Raw genomic sequence first — 16,022 nt, 5'->3', positions numbered from 1 at the left:
CTTTCCCCGCTCGATCCAGAGGGTGGTTCGGGCGGTAGATCGCGCTCGTTCGCGGGCGCCTGCGTCGCGGGCGTGCGCGTGGGAGCGACCTGCAAGGCGCACCCCGCCACCGCCGTGAGGGCGATTGTGAGCGAGGCCGAAGCGGACCGAAAGGACATGTTACCCTGCTCTCCGGACACGCAGGCTCCAGGCCCCGGCGCCTCGCGTCGCGTGAAGCCGCGCGATAGGCTGCGCGCCGAGCGGCGCAGCAGGTGGTGCGGAATGCGACGCCGGCCTCATCACGCGCCTGGCGCTCGACCGAAGCGCCGCCGGTAGTCCTCCGGCGTGACCTGCAGCGTGCGCTGGAACGCGCGCCGCATTCGCTCGTCGTTACCGAAGCCGCAGTCGCGCGCGAGCTGCTTGATGGACGCCTGGCCCCCCTCGAGGCAGGAGCGCGCCTGCTCCAGCCTCGCCGCCTCGACGAATTTCGCGGGGGTCATCTGCATGGCCCGGGTGAACGTCCGCGCGAAGTTGCGGGGGCTCATCCCGGCCTTCCCGGCGAGCGCCTCGACGCGCAGATCGGCGTCGAGGTGCCGCAGGGCCCAGTCGATCACGCCCTGCAGCGGCCCCGCGGCGACCGTCTGCGCGAGGAGCGGGCGGCTGAACTGGGACTGTCCGCCCGGGCGCTTGAGGAACACAACGAGGTCTCTCGCCACCTTGAGCGCCACGTCGTACCCGAGATCCTCTTCCACCAGCGAGAGCGCGAGATCGATGCTCGCGGTGATGCCGGCAGACGTGTAGATCTTCCCGGACCGCACGAAGATCGCGTCGGCGTCGACATCGACGCCGGGATACGCGCGCGCGAGCGCGGCCGCGGTGCGCCAGTGCGTGGCCGCTCGGTGCCCCGTGAGCAGCCCGGCGGCGGCGAGGATGAAGGCGCCGGTGCAGACGGCGCCCATGCGCCGGACCTTCGGCGTCACCGCGCGCAGCCAGCCGAGCAGCCGGGCGTCACGGGTCGCTTCACGGGTCTCGCCCCCCGCGACAAGCACCGTGTCGACGCCGGGGGCGAGGTCCGCGAGCGCCTTGGAGGCGACGATCTGCGTCCCGGAGGCCGTCCGGATCACGCCGCCCGATACGGAGGCGATCTCGACAGCATAGGCCGGGGGAGCTCCGGGGAGCTGCGCCCTGGCCGCCTCCGAGGCCAGGGCGAACACGTCGACGGGCGCCACCACGTCGATGGCGCCCGCGCCGTCATAGCCCACGAGCACGACCCTGCGCGTCGCCGCACGGCGGCTCACGCTCCGCGTCGCGCGGGGAGCGATCATCGACGATCGGGGCCGGTTCACGCGAAGACGTTACCCGTCGCGCACCTGTCCATCAAGACGGCCTACCTGCATTTCCGGCCAAGCGCCTCGAGGCTGGCCGGCGTCCTGGAGGGAGGAGCCAGAGCGCCGATCGGCTTGAAACACCCAGGAATGAAGAGATTTGAACCACAGAGGGCACAGAGGACACAGAGGAACAACAAAGAAAACTCTGTTCCCTCTGTGCCCTCTGTGGTTCGTTTTCTCGGGGCTTCAACCTGTTCCGTGCCCTACCAGGGAGTGTTCAGCTCGACGACGTTGCCGTCGGCGTCGACCGAGAGCTCGAACTCCACGCCGCCGATCACGATGTTCGCCTCGTAGGAGAGCTGCCCGCCGTGCAGCTCCTCGTCCAGCTCCACGATCGAGCCGCCCTGGGCTGCGCGGACGAGCGCCCGGTAAGCCCCCGGCGGGAGCATGTCCATCGTGATGTCCCGCTCGATCAGCGTGCCGCGCGCGTCGATCCTCAAGGCGTAGGTCCGCGCGGTGTTCCGGATGTCGGCCTCGTAGACGACCTCCCCGAGATCCTCCTCGATCTCCATGCGTATCTCCAGGATCGCCGCGCCGGCTGCCTCGCCCTCGATCGCCCGGCGCGCGGGCTCGGCGACCCAGGACAGGGGCACGACCCAGGCCTCGATCTCGCGGGCGAGCACGTTGCCCTGGTCGTCGAGCTCCACCTCCACATAGGTGTCGGCCAGGCGCAGATCGATCTCGTACGTCGCGACGCCACCGTCGATGTTCTCCTCCACCTGCAGGATCTTCACCCCTTTCCCGAGGCGCATGAGCGCCGCGCCGACGGACGCAGGGAGCTCTTCGACAGCGATGAGCCGCTCGATATCGCCCACCGCGCCCGCCTTCCAATCCATCTGCCCCCTGGCCAGCGCGGAGCCGTGATCGTCGGACGTCGCGCACGGAGACGCGACGGAGACCGCGCACGGAATACAGACCAGGACGACGGACAACGACGCACCCAGGACGGCCATACGTGGTTTCATTGGACCCCTCCACCCACATGTAGGAGACAGCATGACACGAGGGACCGGGGTAGGCGCGGATTCCTTTCAACGTGCTCGCGCGAGGGTGCCGACGATGAGCGTCTGTGCCGGACACTGCCTGCGCGTTTCGTCGGGCGTGTTGTCGCGTCGCCCGGCCGCGCTGGATCCGGAAGGTCGACCTTTCATGGGGACGTCGCGAGCTGCCCGCAGGAGCTCCGGGCGTCTTCGAGCGCGTCGGTGGATCACGGCGACGCTCGCGCGCCCCGCGGCCCGCGGGCCATTTGACAAGCAGCCCCCCAGATAAAATATACTCGCCCCATCAAGGAAGGGAATCGCATGTCCTGGCCAGAACCCGTCAGCTTGCGCGGCAGCCACGCTGCACTCGAGCCGCTGACGCACGCCCACCATGATGAGCTCGTCGATGCCGTGCGCGATGGTGAGCTGTGGAATCTTTGGTACACCACCATCCCGCGTCCTGAAGGCCTGCGCACCGAGATCGAGCGTCGGCTGTCCCTCCAGCGCTCAGGCTCGATGCTGCCCTTCGTTGTCGTCGACGCGCGAAGCGGACGCGCGGTCGGCATGACCACGTACATGAACATCGACGCCAGCAACCGACGCGTGGAGATCGGCTCGACGTGGTACCGCAAGAGCGTACAGCGCACCGCGCTCAACACCGAGTGCAAGCTGCTGCTGTTGCAGCACGCGTTCGAGACGCTGGAGTGCATCGCGGTGGAGCTCCGGACGCATTTCTTCAACCAGCAGAGCCGGCGCGCCATCGAGCGCCTGGGCGCGAAGCTCGATGGCGTCTTGCGCAACCACCTTCGCGCGTCCGACGGCACGCTGCGCGACACGTGCGTGTACAGCATCATCGCGCCGGAGTGGCCCACGGTGCGCAGCCACCTCACGCATCAGCTTTCGAGGACGCGCGAGCCGGCGCCCGCGCGTTGACGCGTCGGCGTCGTGGGGCGCCGCCCGCCCCACGGAGGTGGGTTGCCACCTGATCCCGCCGACGAGACGGCGCTTCAGCGCCCGGCGTTCCGGCGCCGGCGGCGGGTCGTCAGCAGCGCGAGGCCCATGGCGACGGCCGCTGCGATCGAGCTCATCGGCTTCGCGTTGCCGACGGCGACATGCGCGCATCCGCCGGATTCAGACGCTGGCGCTGGGCCCGCGCCGGGGTCGGCGCTGCCACCCGTGCCGCCCGTCGCGCCGCCCGTCGCGCCGCTCGTCGCGCCGCCCGTCGCGCCGCTCGTCGCGCCGCCCGTCGCGCCGCCGCTGGCGCTTCCGCTGTCGCCCGCGGCGCCGCCGCTTCCCGCGGCAGGTCCGGCGCTGCCGGCGCTCTGGTCACCCCCGGCGCCGCCGCCCGAGCCGCCCGCGCCGCCGCTGCCGCCAGGCTCCGAACAGTCGGTCTCCGGATCGGCACCACCGGCCTCGTCGAGACCGAAGAACGCGAGGATGGCGTCGTTCTCGTACGGCATGGAGTGCGCGCCGTCTCTCCCCGACCAGGCCTCGAACACCGTGTGGCCACACTCGTTCTTCCAGAACTGGCGCTCATAGCGGGTCCCGTTGGCGGAGGTCGTGCTGTCGGTCGACGTCGGGGCCTCGCTCAGACCGAGGACGTTCGTCCATTCCTTGATCGCCTCTGCCTGGTTCTTGTAATTGATGGTCGCATCCGCGGTGCCGTGGAAGATCTGGAGGCGCGGGCGGTGTCCCGTGTAGCCAGGGTACATCGCGCGGACCTGGTCTCCCCATGCCTGCGCCGTCTTGCTCGTCCTGCCCCCCGCGCAGTTGCCGCTCCATTGATTGCTCGGGTCGAAGCCGTCCGCCCAGCACCCGGCCGGCACGCCCGCCCTCGCCGCGCCAGCCCTGAAGATGTCCGGGTACACCGCCAGCAGGGCTTGCGTCATCATCGCGCCGGATGAGCCGCCCACCGCGTAGACGCGCTCCGGGTCGCCGTTGTACTTCGTGAGCGTGTACTTGACCATCTGGGCGATGGCCTGCGTGTCGCCGCCGCCGTCGTGGGTCAGCGATTTCGTTGTGCCCACGTCCCAGCAGTTCCGGCCGGTGGCCTCCGGAAGGATGATGATGAATCCGTTCTGGTCGGCCCCCGCGCGGATGCCCGAGATGCTGTTGAAGAACCCGCTCACCGGCGTGCTGCACGAGTGGCTGGCCACGACGATGGGAGGCTTTTCCGCCAGCCGGTCCGGGACGTAGATGTTCATGTTGACGTAGTCCGGTACGCCGCTCGCCCCCCACGTCGCCCGGTTCACCGCCACCACGGACGCCGCGTGCACCGGCATGGCCGCGAGCAGTCCCAGAGAGATCGACGCGACCACGAGGACGCGATCCTGAAATCGACGCATGTCCGATTACCTCTTGAGCTGGCGTCGCCGACCGCGGCGCGCGCTTGTCGCGATGGATCCTAATCGACAGAGGAACTCTGGCGCAAGCCGCTTCGAGTTCTATCAATCCGAGAAAATTGCAGCGAATGGCGCCACGGCGCGCCACGTCGTCCGAGCGACGTTGAGGAGCAGCCATGCTTCTGATGCGAGGTCGCTCCACGTGAGCCATTTGGGGTGGGATTGAATGTCGCTGCCCATCAGGAACGAAGAGGACGCTCGCGACGACCCGAGGCGGCCCCTCAAATTCTTTGGAAAATTCGCAGGGAGTCGGGGAGACGGGGAGACGGGGAGACGGGGAGGATTCGACGATTTTCCTCCCCGTCTCCCCGCCTCCCTGTTCAATTTCTTCTCTGAAAATGACCACAACAAGGGAATCCCCGGCGCGACGACCGAACGACGCGCCGAGGCTCGCCCCGCGGGTCCCCGCGCTCCATGCGACCGAGCACAACTGTCGTGACCCGCGGCGGCAACCGGCCAGGCGGCATCATCTTCCGGAGGCCGGTACCGAGCTCATCCACAGCATCATTTCCGGAATCTCCAACCGATCAGGCCGCCATGGATGGCAAGTTCTCGACGCAGCGAATCGGGGGCACAGCTTTTCAACGTGCTAGGCTCAGCGTTGCTGTACAAAGACCTTGCCGGCGGAGCCTGCTGGCGTGTTGTGTGGATGCTCACTACGGGTGCGCTGATGGCCGCGGATGGCCCGATGGCCGATGGCGGCGACAAGCGATGCAGGCGCGCACGCGGCAGATACCATTCTGTAAACTTCTGGTGTAGGTAGACGCCCGGCGCCATGGCACGGTGCCAGCGCGTGAAGAAGGCGCTCCGCAGGAGCGACGGCGTTCGTCGCCTCGTTCGGTCGGAGCAGCGTAACTGTTCTTGTCAGGAGAAATGTCGATGAAGATCCTCAGCTTTGCAGCGATTCTTGTCACGGTGTGCGCGGCGGCGGCGTGTTCGGACGACGGCGGCTCGGGCGGTGAGGGCGGGGCGGGCGGCGGGGGCGGCGCGTCCGGCTCCACCACCTCCACCACCTCCTCGGGGTCGGGCTCGAGCGTCACGACGGGCACGGGCGGCAACGGCGAGGGCGGCAGCGGCGAGGGCGGCAGCGGCGAGGGCGGCAGCGGCGAGGGCGGCGGCGTCGACTGCACCGAGCAGTGCTTCGCGGATAACCAGCAGGGGGGCGTGCAGTTCCTCCAGTTCACCCTCGACGCCTGCGGCTGTGCGGAGGGCGCCACGTGCGCCAGCATCTGCGATACGGCGGATGAGGCGACCGACGTCTGCGGCGACGATGGATCCGGCGACCTCCTGTCCATCGAGGGGAACGAAGCGTGCGTCGACTGCATCGATGGGCTCGCGGACGACGACGCTTGCATCAAGACGGTCGAGGACGCGTGCACCGCGAGCGAGGGGTGCAACGCCTTCGCCGAGTGCGTGGCCGCCTGCCCGTGAGACCGTAGGGAGATCTCGCCCCCGGCTGCGCCGCTCCCGCGCAGCCTCGATTCATCGACATCCCTGAACGACAGCGCGCGAGGTCCGGGCCGACGACGGCCCCGGCCCGCGCGCGTCGTGCGACGCCCTCCGCGCCGGTGCCCCATTGTCGGTGCCGCTGGCACGGTATTTTCTTGATCGCTGTCTTGCCTCGATCCGTGCGTCGTTGCCGGGATCCTCCCGCGCGCGGCCCTGGCACTCTCTGGCACAGGAGCGAACCCAATGACATCCCTCCGATCATCCTGGTCTCATCGCGGCCCCGTGATCTCGCTCGCGCTCGCGCTCGCCCTCTCTGGCGCGCTCGGGGGTTGCGGGATCATCATCGAGAAGACCTGCGAGTACGACGGCGTCGACCACAGACCCGGCGACACGTTTCCTGACAAGGACGGGTGCAACAGCTGCTCCTGCACGGAGGACGGGAGCGTCGCCTGCACCGATATGGAGTGCATCTCCGGCTGCACGTTCGATGGGGTCACCTATGCGCCGGGCGAGAAGTTCCCCGCCGGTTGCAACACCTGCGAGTGCCAGGAAGGCGGGAGCCTCCTCTGCACCTTGATATGGTGCTCCGACGGCTGCACCTACGAGGGGATCGACCACGCGCCCGGGGAGTCGTTCCCCGCGTCCGACGGCTGCAACACCTGCACGTGCGGCGAGGATGGCAGCGTCGCGTGTACGGAGGAGGGCTGTCCGGAGGGCTGCACCTACGGCGGTGTGGAGTACCAGCAGGGCGACAGCTTCCGCTCCCTCGACGGCTGCAATACGTGCACCTGCAACCCCGGAGGGGGCGTGGCGTGCACCGAGCGCTATTGCGGCTGCGACCCGTCGCTCGAGTGGTGGCGCCAGTACGTGAGCACCAGCCCGGAGGAGTGCGCGGCCATCGACTTCGCCTGCACCGGAGGCCTGACCGCCGTCTCCAACGAGTGCGGCTGCGGCTGCGAGCAGGACCCGAGCTGCCCGCCCTCGTTCGACTGCAAGCCGCCTCAGGCCTGCGATCTGGACGAGATCCAGAAGCGCTGCCCGTACTCCACGATCGATCGCTGAGCGCAGGCGCCGCGCTCGTTCCGCGAGGGAGCCGCCCTACGGGACGGGCAGCCCCGAGCTCGCGGGGCCAGAGCTGACGGCGAGGTCGATGCAGCGGATGGCGCCGCTCATCGAGGCGACGCGCCAGGTGGGCCTCCGCGCTTCCCAACGGCTGGGGATCGCCTGAGCCGCGCGTCCATCCACGCGCGCCCACGGCCGGCGGGCCGTGATGGCGCCGGGCTGCTCTCCCGCCGGAGCTGGCCATCGGCCAGCCCGAGCGGGAGAGGATCGACTAGGGCGCACCCGCGTGCGTCAGCGTCTCCCAGCCGATGTGGTTACCGACGCGCGTCTCGGTCCTCGTCATCGCTCTGACGCGCGTGATGAGCTCCTCGGTGTTCGGCATGCTGATACCGCGCCGGCCGTGGAACTCGTTGTACCCGATCTCCCAGCCCATGGCCGCCGAGTAGCCGCCGGCGGTGCCGGCGAAGCTGCGGCAAGGCCAGTTCCGCGCCGGCACCCAGCCCGTGGGCGTGACCGCCACGTTCATTCGATCGCGCGTGTTGTCGAGGTATTGCAGCATGTAGTCGGCGTTCAGCTCGAGCGCCTCCCGCAGACGGTTCTCCTGATGCTCCGGGTCGTCGCTGTAGGCGCCGCGAGCGTCGCCTTGGATCCGGAGCGTCTCTGCCATGTTCGCGAGCGAGCCCATGCCCATCTGCATGTGCCCGAGGTCGCGGCAGGTCTCCTGCTCCAGGCCGGCGATGTAGCGCGTCGGGCTGGTCCAGAGCTTCGCGAGGTCGCCATTCGCGTCGTTGGTCGCTTGAGATTGGCCCCGATACATCGGATAGAGCGGCTGGCGACCGTCGCTCGGCATGTAGATCATGGCCTTGCTCGAGTGTTGCACCTGGCTCACGACGTACTCGTACTTGTCGAGATCGTTCGTGAAGATCGCGATGTCGAGCGCCGTCTCGTTCATCACGGCGGTCACGTTTCCGCCGCCCTTCCAGCCGTCCTTCACCAGGTCCCAGTAGACGGTCGTGAAGTGGTCCTCTTGCAACGCGGTGTCTTCGGCCGTCCAGCCGCTGTACGTGTATCGCAAGATCTCCGCGGCCCGCAGGAACTTGGTGCCTGCCCAGCCAGCGTTCAGCTGACCGTTGGCGTAAACCTGACGATTGTTGCTCGGAAAACGGGGCTGATCGAACAAGATGGCGGTGAGCGTACGCGCCCAGGCGCCAAGGATTTTCCTCGCGTTCTCGGCGTACTGAGCGTCCCCGCTGTAGTACCAGAGCAGCGCCTGCGTATAGGCGGCGTTCGAGTCATCGATGATGTTGCTGCAGCCTGCTTGCTCGTAGCCCTGCGCGACGGCTTCGTCCGTCGCTGAAGGCGTGGAGCACTTGACGACCGGCACCGGCTTGGCGACGTAGCCCCGACCTCCGGGGTTCGAGTCTCTCGCCAGCTGGTATTCCTTGCTCCAGGGCTGTTGACCGCTGCCGATCTTCGCCTTGACGAAGTCCAGCTGCCCCCTGCTGACCAGGATGCCAGGATGCACGAAGGCGCTGGCCGCTGCCGCGCTGGCGGTGATCTGAAACTCCGTCACGCTGGCGTAGTCGTTCACGTTGTTGCCGTCGACCGTGAGACGGACGTACCGCGCGTCGACGGCCTGGAACGCGATCGGCTGGAGCGCGGTGTTGGGCAGGCTCTTCCCCGACACGAGCGGCAAGAATTCTTTACCGTCCTTGGATGTCGAGAGCGCGTAGTCGTAGATCCGCCCATCGACTCCGCCGTTGTGCCAGGCCAGAGAGATGCCGCAGATGCTCTGCGCCGCGCCCAGGTCTGCCGTCACGTAGGCGCCCTTGCCGCGGCCCGACCAGCGGGTGGCCAGGCTGCCATCCGCGGCGTTCCCTGCCGGATTCTCGGCCTGCGCGACGCTGGCGGTGAGGCTCGCCGGCGTGAGGCGAACCGTGCAGCTCGACGCCGCGAGCGACGATGGCTGCTGGTCGCTGACCTGATCGCTGCCTGTCACGGAGCCATCGCCAGCGCCTGTGTCGGCGCCGCCAGCGCAGCCCGTGAGAACAGCTGCCAGGGTAGCGCACATTGTGAGAGCGGCAGCACGTAGGCTCAAAGCAGCCTCCTTCAGGCGGATCACCGCACCAGCCCTGAGGCGCCAGTGTGCGCGATGATGCCACCAAGCAAGTTAGAAGTACCGAAAGCGATGAGTTAAGATCTCCTCCGGGAATGTCAAGCCGACGCGGCGCGGCCTGCCCCGGGTTGACGGAGCATCGCGTTGGTCGCGTTCAGGGGCGCGGAGGTCGCAGGTGAGGGCGTTTGTGCAGCGGAAGGGATACGGCTCGATCAGAGCTTGCGGCACATCCACACGCTGGGGATCTCGACGTCGAACCCCGCCTTCCGGTAGGCGCGTCGCGCCGGGGCGTGGCTCGGATCGCCGCCGGTGGCGACGGTGGCGACCTTCATCCCGGACTGCCTCATGCGCGCCAGCGCGAACTCGTACATCGCGGTGCCGATCCCCTTGCCGGCGTGCGCGGGGTCGACGGCATTGAGGCCGATCATCTCGTGAGCTTTCATTCCTCGTCAGCTCCTCGATCGGGAGCTCGTTCCGCCCGACAGGAGCCTGGCCCGGGATCCGGAGAGAGATTTCAACGCAAAGGCGCAAAGACGCAAAGGCGCAAGACAGAACATTGCCGTGCATTGTTGCGCCTTTGCGCTCTTGGCGGCTTTGCGTCGAACTCTCTCTCCTCTCTCGACGCAGATCCCTGGCAGGAATTCTGCCCGCGGAGCTAGGGCGCCGCGTTCGCCGCGCCCGGGGTCGGCGCGGTGAGGGCGCCCTCGCCGGTCAGGTCGGGCAACCTGCCCCACGCCTGCCCGTCCGCGGCCGCCTCGATCGGGTACTCCAGCTCGTTGAGCACCTGGCCGTTCGGAGAGATGAGGAAGACGGTCTCGCCCCTGGAGGCGCTCACCTTCCAGGTCGCGTAGAAGCAGCTAGTCGGGCCGTCGGTCAGGCACGTGGTGTGGGGCCCCGCGCCAGCCTCGGCCGCCTGATCGCCGAGGACGACCAGGTACGCCCCCTCGTCGAGCGCCGTGCCCTCGGGGAACCTGAGCGCGTCCGCCGTGTTGCACAGGCCGTTGTCGTCGGAGTCGCAGAGGCGGAACCCGCTGAGATCGGCCGACCCCGGGCCCGGGTTGCCGAGCTCGATCCAGTCGCTTCCCTTGGCCGAGATCTCGTTGATCACGACGGTCGTCGTCACGTCGCCGCCCGCGCCCGTTCCCCCTGGCCCGCCGCCGCCGGAGCCGCTCGAGCCCTGGGACCCGCTGCTCGCGCTCGTGCCGGGCGCGCCGCTGGCGCCCGGATCGTCGCTCGAACCGCAGCCCGCTGCGCAGAGCGCAGCAGCAAAGACCATGGTGAATCGAAGATGTGCCATCACGATGTTCTCCTTGGCGCGCAGCACACGGCGGTCCCGGGCGCGCGTCAATGGGCACGTTTCGGCGCATCGCGCCCGCTCGCAGCTTCCGGGGTGCTCCGGAGGGTGTGGGCGTCGGTCTCACTTCCAGTTGACGGTGGCCCACCCGTGGGCAGGAACACTGAACTCGAGCTTCCTGTCGCCCACGCCGAGGAGGGTCGTCTTCGCTGAATCGCCGGAGTTGTACAGAATCGTGACGATGGTGCCGTCAGGATTCTTGAAGGCGAGCGCGTCACCACCGTTCGTGCCGACGCGCATCGCGCCAGGATCGACGTACTGGGAGACGTGGCGAAAGACGTGGTAGACGGGGGTCACGTTCAACGTCTTGCTCGCCGTGTCCACGGTGAGGAGCGCGTTCTGGGGCCACGGTCGCTGCGAGTCCAGGTTCTTCCCCGCCGTGTCCAGCACCATGTTCCAGGCGCTGTACGAGGTCACCCCTGCCTTGATCCAGTCGCGGATGAGCTTCCAGCTCTCCTCGGCATAGGCGTGATCGTTCGGCGGCCTGTCGGGGTTGAAGGTCGGCAGGCCCGCAGGGTTCCAGGGGTAGTTGCCGCACTTGTGCTCCGTTTGCAGGATCGGCAAGTTGCGCGATTTCAGGCCAGACACGCTGCCCAGCATGTTCCACTGGAGCCCGAAGCCCTTGACGTACCTCATCGCGGTCGATTCGCCGGTCACGGCGCTGAGGATCGCCACGTCCGCGGCGGCCCCGTCGTTGGACATCGTGCCGAGGTAGATCTGCGCCGTGAGCCCCCGCTCGTCGAACGTCGGCCCGAGGTAGGTGCCGATGAACCTGGCCATGAGGGCCCCCGTCCACAGGCAGCTCGGGTACCTCGTCTCGTAGTTCGGCTCGTTCTGAGGGTGAATCGCCTCGATGGTGATGCCCTCCTCGGCGTACGCCTCCACGAACTTCGCGAAGTAGAGGGCATACGCCTCCAGGATGCCGGCGTCGTCCTTCATGCGGCCGCCATCCATGGCGCCGCTGCTCTTCATCCAGGTGGGGGGCGTCCAGGGGCTGGCCCAGAGGTGGAGGTCGGGCCTCACGGCGAGCGCCGCCTTGATGTACGGAATCAACTTCTCCTTGTCCCGATCGATGGAGAAGCTCGTCATCGTGAGATCGTTCGGCGTCTCGTTGAGGGTATAACGATCCATCGCGTAGTCGCTGGCCCCGATGGGGATGCGCCCGTACACGAACGCTGCCCCCTCCGCTGCGTCGAAGAGCAGCCTGATGGCCCGCGACCGCTCCGCGTCGCTGAGCATCGAGAGCACGTGCCATCCCACCTCGTTGAAGCTGCCGCCGAAGCCGTCCCAGCGCTGGTACGTCGTCGCGGCGTCGACGGTCACGTCGGCATTGCCGCTCGTCACCTCGGTCGGCGCGCCCGTCATCATCCAGTAGTTGTTCGGACCGGAGACGACCAGCGCGGGCTCGACAACCGGGGTCCCGCCGCCCGTCGACGAGCCGCCGGCGCCGCCGTCTCCCGTCGAATCGCCGCCGGCGCCGCCGACACCGCCTGAACCCACGGGACCGCTCGTGCCTGTTGCGCCCGAGCCCGTGGAGACGCTCGAGCCCGTCGAGCCGGACGCACCCGCTCCCGATCCGCCGGAGCCCTCGGGCTCTGTCGCGCTGGGCGAAGAACCGCAGCCCACGAAGCAAAACGCGAGCAAAACGCCGGTGGCCGAACCTCGTGCCCTGTTCATCGCAAAAATCCTCGATCGTGGGGTGTGAAAGACCCGTGGCGGCGCCCGGAGCAGCCGTCGGAAAGGAGTCGCCCTATATGCCCGCGAGTCCCCGCGGTGATCGGAGCAGAGCGACGTTTTCTGTGGGTGTCCGCCCGACGTGCCCAGGCCACGGCTGCGCCGGCCGTGGCCGCGCGCGGCGCAGAAGACCAGCATGCCCACAGGCGGTAACGGCTGTCGGGAGCGCTCCGGCAACGCGCTACCTCGCCGGCAGCGCAGTGTCGGCCAGCCTCCAGGCGCGGCTGCAGCAGAGCGCACGTGCGAGCGGGATCGGCAGAAACGTAGCGGGGTGGAATTTTCTACTTGCGCTGCTTCCACCCGCTTTCGTTTACTGGGACGATGCGCACGTGGACTCATTTCTCTTCGATGCTGGTGGTCACCACACTCGCGGCCGTGACGGGATGTGGTGAGGAGAGCGCGAGCACGCCTGATGGAACAGGTGGCAACGGCGGAGCGCCGTTCGAGGGAGTGCTCGTCGACCTGACCGATCGGTACATCACCGAGGGCGGCGAGATCACCGTCAGCCGGGACATGTCGGAGTTCGCGTCGATCGAGGCCCAGGTCATCGCCGCGGACGGCGCGGCGCAGACGTTCCCGGGCGCGCTGTCGGCGGATGGCTCGCGCTGGGAGATCCCGGCGGTGCCGGAGGGCGAGTACTGGCTCGTGATGACCACCGCGCCGGACGAGCGCGCCGTGGACGCGCCGAGGGGCCGCACGATGCTGCAGATGACGGCGCGCACCGTCGATCTCGGCCGCACGTTCGCCGGGCGGCCCGACGGCGGCGCGGCGACGGAGGACCTCGATGTCGCGCTCACGGCAGAGGGGCTCAGGCCGTGGCACCAGGTCAGCCGCGACGCGGAGGGCGAGGTGGTCCAGCCGCTCCAGGACCATATCGAGCTCTACAGCTTCAATGTCGACGCGCTGGCGGCGCTCTCTCCGGAGGACGGCACGCCAGGCGCGCCCGCCGACGGAGACACGGCCTGTGCGGGGTGGGCGTTCAACTGGAGGGACGCGGTCTACCCGGCCTCGCACGACGGCGAGCTGCCGCTGGTCGATGGCTCGAAGGGCGATGTGCTGCACGTCACGCAGGTCGTGGAGCACGAGGCGGGCTTGCCATGGGATCAAGCGGATCCGCGCGATCCCTGGTCCTCGTTCACCTACGTGGCGGCCGAAGCGTCGTTCTCGACCCGGGAGGTGATCATGCAGGACGGCGAGGCGGTCGCCCTCGACGGCTCGTTCTCGCCGCTCGAGCTGTCGAGCTTCGCGGCCGACCTCCGGATATCGCAGTTCATCGCGCAGGTGACGGCGCACGCGCCCGCCGCCCTCTCGGGCACGGTCACCTCGATGGCGCTGAACCAGGAGCCCGGCAACAGCGTGCCCCTCTATGGGATGATGCCCACCTTGCTCTTCGCGCAGGTCGCGAGCGTCCAGGAGCCCGCCGACCCGACCTGCTTCCCCCATGACGGCACGTGCGACACCGAGCTCTGCCCGGACGGGTGCAACGACGCCCTGAGCACGTTCCATCCCGGCGACCACGCGGCGACGTATCCGTACGGCAATCCCTACGCGGGGAGAGGGATGGAGCTGCTCGACGTGACGGTGGCGTTCCGCACGCGGGTGGCGCATCCCGTCGAGGGCAGCCAGGAGGTCCTGCGCGGCTTCATTTCGGTCGTCATGAGCGCCGCGGACGCGAACGGCGCGGCGGTGGTGCCGCTGCTCGGGTTGCCGCGGGACCTGCGGATCGAGGGCGAGAGCGCGCCAGCGGACACGGTGACGGAGGGCACCGGCGCGACGCCGACCATCACCTTCGAGCCGCCGGACGTGGGCGCGCCGGACGGGTATCGCGTCGTCATCTTGCTTCACGACGACATCAAGGACACGGACGGTGCGGTGCTGCGCCAGCGCAGCAGCGTGCTCAGCGTCGAGACCACGGACACCGCGGTCAAGGTGCCGGAGGGCGTGCTCGAGAGCGGCCGGCACTACAGCGTTCAGCTCACCGCGTACCTGGGCACGCACACGCGAGAGGCGCCCTTCAGGTACCAGGGAACGACCCTGGCCCAGGTACAGACCTACACGGGGTTGTTCACCCCCTGAGGGCGGGAGCTCGCTGGCCACCCTCCTGGACTCCTGCGACGGGCTCATCCCTCCGTGCTCCGGGGAGCCGCCGCGCGGCTTCGAACCTCGTGGTGTGTGAGCACGCACATCGGGGAAACGACGCGTCCAGGTGCGATCCTGCGAAGGACGACCGAGGTTGCCGGCATCCACCGGTGACCGTCAGCTCGTCCATGCAAGCCAGTCTGCTGAGGCGGCTCGCGTCTCGCGCGCAGGGAGTACTTCATGAAGAATCTTTATCTTGCCACGGCGAAATTGTTCTGTGCCACCACCATGGCCCTCGCCGCCTCGGCGTGCGGCGGCGACGAGGGTCACGACTCCGAGCCGGAGCTCGACATCGAGCGCTCGGGGGTGGAGGCGCCGCTCCAGGAGGGCGACGGGAGCGCGGGCTGCCCGCTGCTCGACGGCCCGCACTCGTTCAACGAGCTCAAGGGCTCGCTCGAGAATCTGCCGGTCGACTGCGTTCCGAGCTGGACCGAGGAGCAGCTCAGCACGGGATTCGCGAGCATCCGCGACACACGGGTGCCGGAGCTCATCGTGGCGGAGCAACCCGGCTTCCTGCGGAGGATTCCCTGGCTCGAGCCCGAGAGCGGCTGCGAGGAGCGGGCCCCGGCGGCGACCTACTTCCTCCACCAGTGGGGGTATCCGACGCCCTGGTATGCCCGGGTCCAGTCCAGGGGGAACACGGGATTGACGCTGGTGACCGAGAACGAGCCAGACGGAGAGGTGTCGTGGAGCCACCACGTCGCCCCCGTGGTCCGGGTCGGCGGGCAGCTCATGATCCTCGACCCCGCCATCGAGCCGACGGGACCCCTCCCGATCGCGGCGTGGCTCTCTCGGTTCGTCGCCAGCGAGGTCGACATGGCGGTGTGCCGCGACCGCGCCGACGAGAGCGGGTGCATCGACGCGGTGCCCGCGACGCCGGCGCTGCCCAACAGGATCCACAGTCAAGGGCTGCGCGGGAAGCTGATCAGCGAATGGCGCGTCCAGGAGCTCCTCGGACGCGATCCGTACCGCTCCCTCGGCGACTGCCCGCCGTGGGCCGCGTGCCCCCCCGAGCCCGCGGCCGATCCGGACCTGCCGCCCACCATTGCGCGGTTCGCGTCGGACCGGACCGACATGCCCGCCTGGTATCCCATCTACGTGATCGGAGACAACTTCGTCGAGGGCTTGACGACCGTGCGTATCACCGGGCCAGGTGTCGACGAGCTCGCTCCCATCTCCGCGATCAACAAGCGCAGGATCCTGATCGAAACGCTGTATCCGGCCGGCGATTATCAGGTGACGGCGTCGAACGGCGCGCATGCCAGCCAGACCGTGTCCCTGACCATCGAATGAACCGGGTGGCCAGGCACCCGAGCCGGAGCCCGGCGCGCGTGCGGCCCTCGGCCTGGAGCGGTTCCTCCCACCAGGGACTGACCACGCCCCGGGAGCGCCTCGCCATCCTCACTGGTTGACGAGGGC

13 protein-coding genes are annotated in these 16,022 nt (G+C 68.6%); 6 read left to right on the top strand and 7 right to left on the bottom strand.

All coding sequences use genetic code 11. The features are described 5' to 3' along the window. Positions 1 to 278: 278 nt before the first annotated feature. Both WME76_RS40975 and WME76_RS40970 read right to left on the bottom strand, forming a co-directional pair. On the bottom strand, positions 279 to 1,277 hold the full coding sequence (locus WME76_RS40975) for a GlxA family transcriptional regulator (protein ID WP_437957590.1): 999 nt from the start codon (positions 1,275 to 1,277) through the stop codon (positions 279 to 281). 293 nt (positions 1,278 to 1,570) lie between these two features. Beyond that, entirely contained in the window at positions 1,571 to 2,320 is a 750-nt protein-coding gene (locus tag WME76_RS40970) for a PepSY domain-containing protein (protein ID WP_437957589.1), read from the bottom strand. A gap of 348 nt (positions 2,321 to 2,668) precedes the next feature. On the opposite strand from WME76_RS40970, the gene WME76_RS40965 reads away from it, so the two are divergent. Continuing rightward, positions 2,669 to 3,280: a GNAT family N-acetyltransferase gene (locus WME76_RS40965; RefSeq protein WP_437957588.1), complete on the top strand. Its 612-nt coding sequence runs from the start codon at positions 2,669 to 2,671 to the stop codon at positions 3,278 to 3,280. Positions 3,281 to 3,354: 74 nt separating this feature from the next. Here the strand turns inward: WME76_RS40965 and WME76_RS40960 are convergent, their stop codons facing one another. Then, positions 3,355 to 4,692, bottom strand: a complete 1,338-nt coding sequence (locus WME76_RS40960) for an extracellular catalytic domain type 1 short-chain-length polyhydroxyalkanoate depolymerase (protein WP_437957587.1) — start codon at positions 4,690 to 4,692, stop codon at positions 3,355 to 3,357. Positions 4,693 to 5,628: 936 nt separating this feature from the next. On the opposite strand from WME76_RS40960, the gene WME76_RS40955 reads away from it, so the two are divergent. Together WME76_RS40955 and WME76_RS40950 are read left to right on the top strand one after the other, a co-directional pair. Further along, positions 5,629 to 6,180: a hypothetical protein gene (locus WME76_RS40955; protein ID WP_437957586.1), complete on the top strand. Its 552-nt coding sequence runs from the start codon at positions 5,629 to 5,631 to the stop codon at positions 6,178 to 6,180. Positions 6,181 to 6,441: 261 nt separating this feature from the next. Further along, on the top strand, positions 6,442 to 7,260 hold the full coding sequence (locus WME76_RS40950; RefSeq protein WP_437957585.1) for a hypothetical protein: 819 nt from the start codon (positions 6,442 to 6,444) through the stop codon (positions 7,258 to 7,260). Positions 7,261 to 7,531: 271 nt separating this feature from the next. On the opposite strand, the gene WME76_RS40945 is transcribed toward WME76_RS40950, so the two are convergent. From WME76_RS40945 to WME76_RS40930, 4 genes are all read right to left on the bottom strand, one after another. Continuing rightward, positions 7,532 to 9,259 (bottom strand): discoidin domain-containing protein, encoded by a 1,728-nt coding sequence (locus WME76_RS40945; RefSeq protein WP_437957584.1) that lies wholly within the window; start codon positions 9,257 to 9,259, stop codon positions 7,532 to 7,534. Positions 9,260 to 9,588: 329 nt separating this feature from the next. Then, on the bottom strand, positions 9,589 to 9,819 hold the full coding sequence (locus WME76_RS40940; protein ID WP_437957583.1) for a GNAT family N-acetyltransferase: 231 nt from the start codon (positions 9,817 to 9,819) through the stop codon (positions 9,589 to 9,591). Between the two features lie 212 nt (positions 9,820 to 10,031). Further along, a complete protein-coding gene (locus WME76_RS40935) occupies positions 10,032 to 10,700 on the bottom strand; it encodes a lamin tail domain-containing protein (protein WP_437957582.1) in 669 nt (222 codons plus the stop codon). Positions 10,701 to 10,793: 93 nt separating this feature from the next. After that, the gene (locus WME76_RS40930; RefSeq protein ID WP_437957581.1) at positions 10,794 to 12,230 is read right to left on the bottom strand and encodes a glycoside hydrolase family 30 protein; all 1,437 of its coding nucleotides are present in this window, start codon (positions 12,228 to 12,230) and stop codon (positions 10,794 to 10,796) included. 31 nt (positions 12,231 to 12,261) lie between these two features. Between WME76_RS40930 and WME76_RS40925 the strand changes: the two genes are divergently transcribed. From WME76_RS40925 to WME76_RS40915, 3 genes are all read left to right on the top strand, one after another. After that, positions 12,262 to 12,435: a hypothetical protein gene (locus WME76_RS40925; protein WP_437957580.1), complete on the top strand. Its 174-nt coding sequence runs from the start codon at positions 12,262 to 12,264 to the stop codon at positions 12,433 to 12,435. Between the two features lie 383 nt (positions 12,436 to 12,818). Next, entirely contained in the window at positions 12,819 to 14,540 is a 1,722-nt protein-coding gene (locus WME76_RS40920; protein WP_437957579.1) for a hypothetical protein, read from the top strand. A 243-nt stretch (positions 14,541 to 14,783) separates the two neighbouring features. Then, positions 14,784 to 15,896, top strand: a complete 1,113-nt coding sequence (locus tag WME76_RS40915; RefSeq protein ID WP_437957578.1) for a protein-glutamine glutaminase family protein — start codon at positions 14,784 to 14,786, stop codon at positions 15,894 to 15,896. The last annotated feature ends 126 nt before the right edge of the window (positions 15,897 to 16,022 follow it).

This window comes from Sorangium sp. So ce119 (assembly GCF_051524405.1).
Classification (GTDB): domain Bacteria; phylum Myxococcota_A; class Polyangia; order Polyangiales; family Polyangiaceae; genus Sorangium; species Sorangium cellulosum_G.
This window is presented reverse-complemented; position numbering and strand designations above follow the sequence as displayed.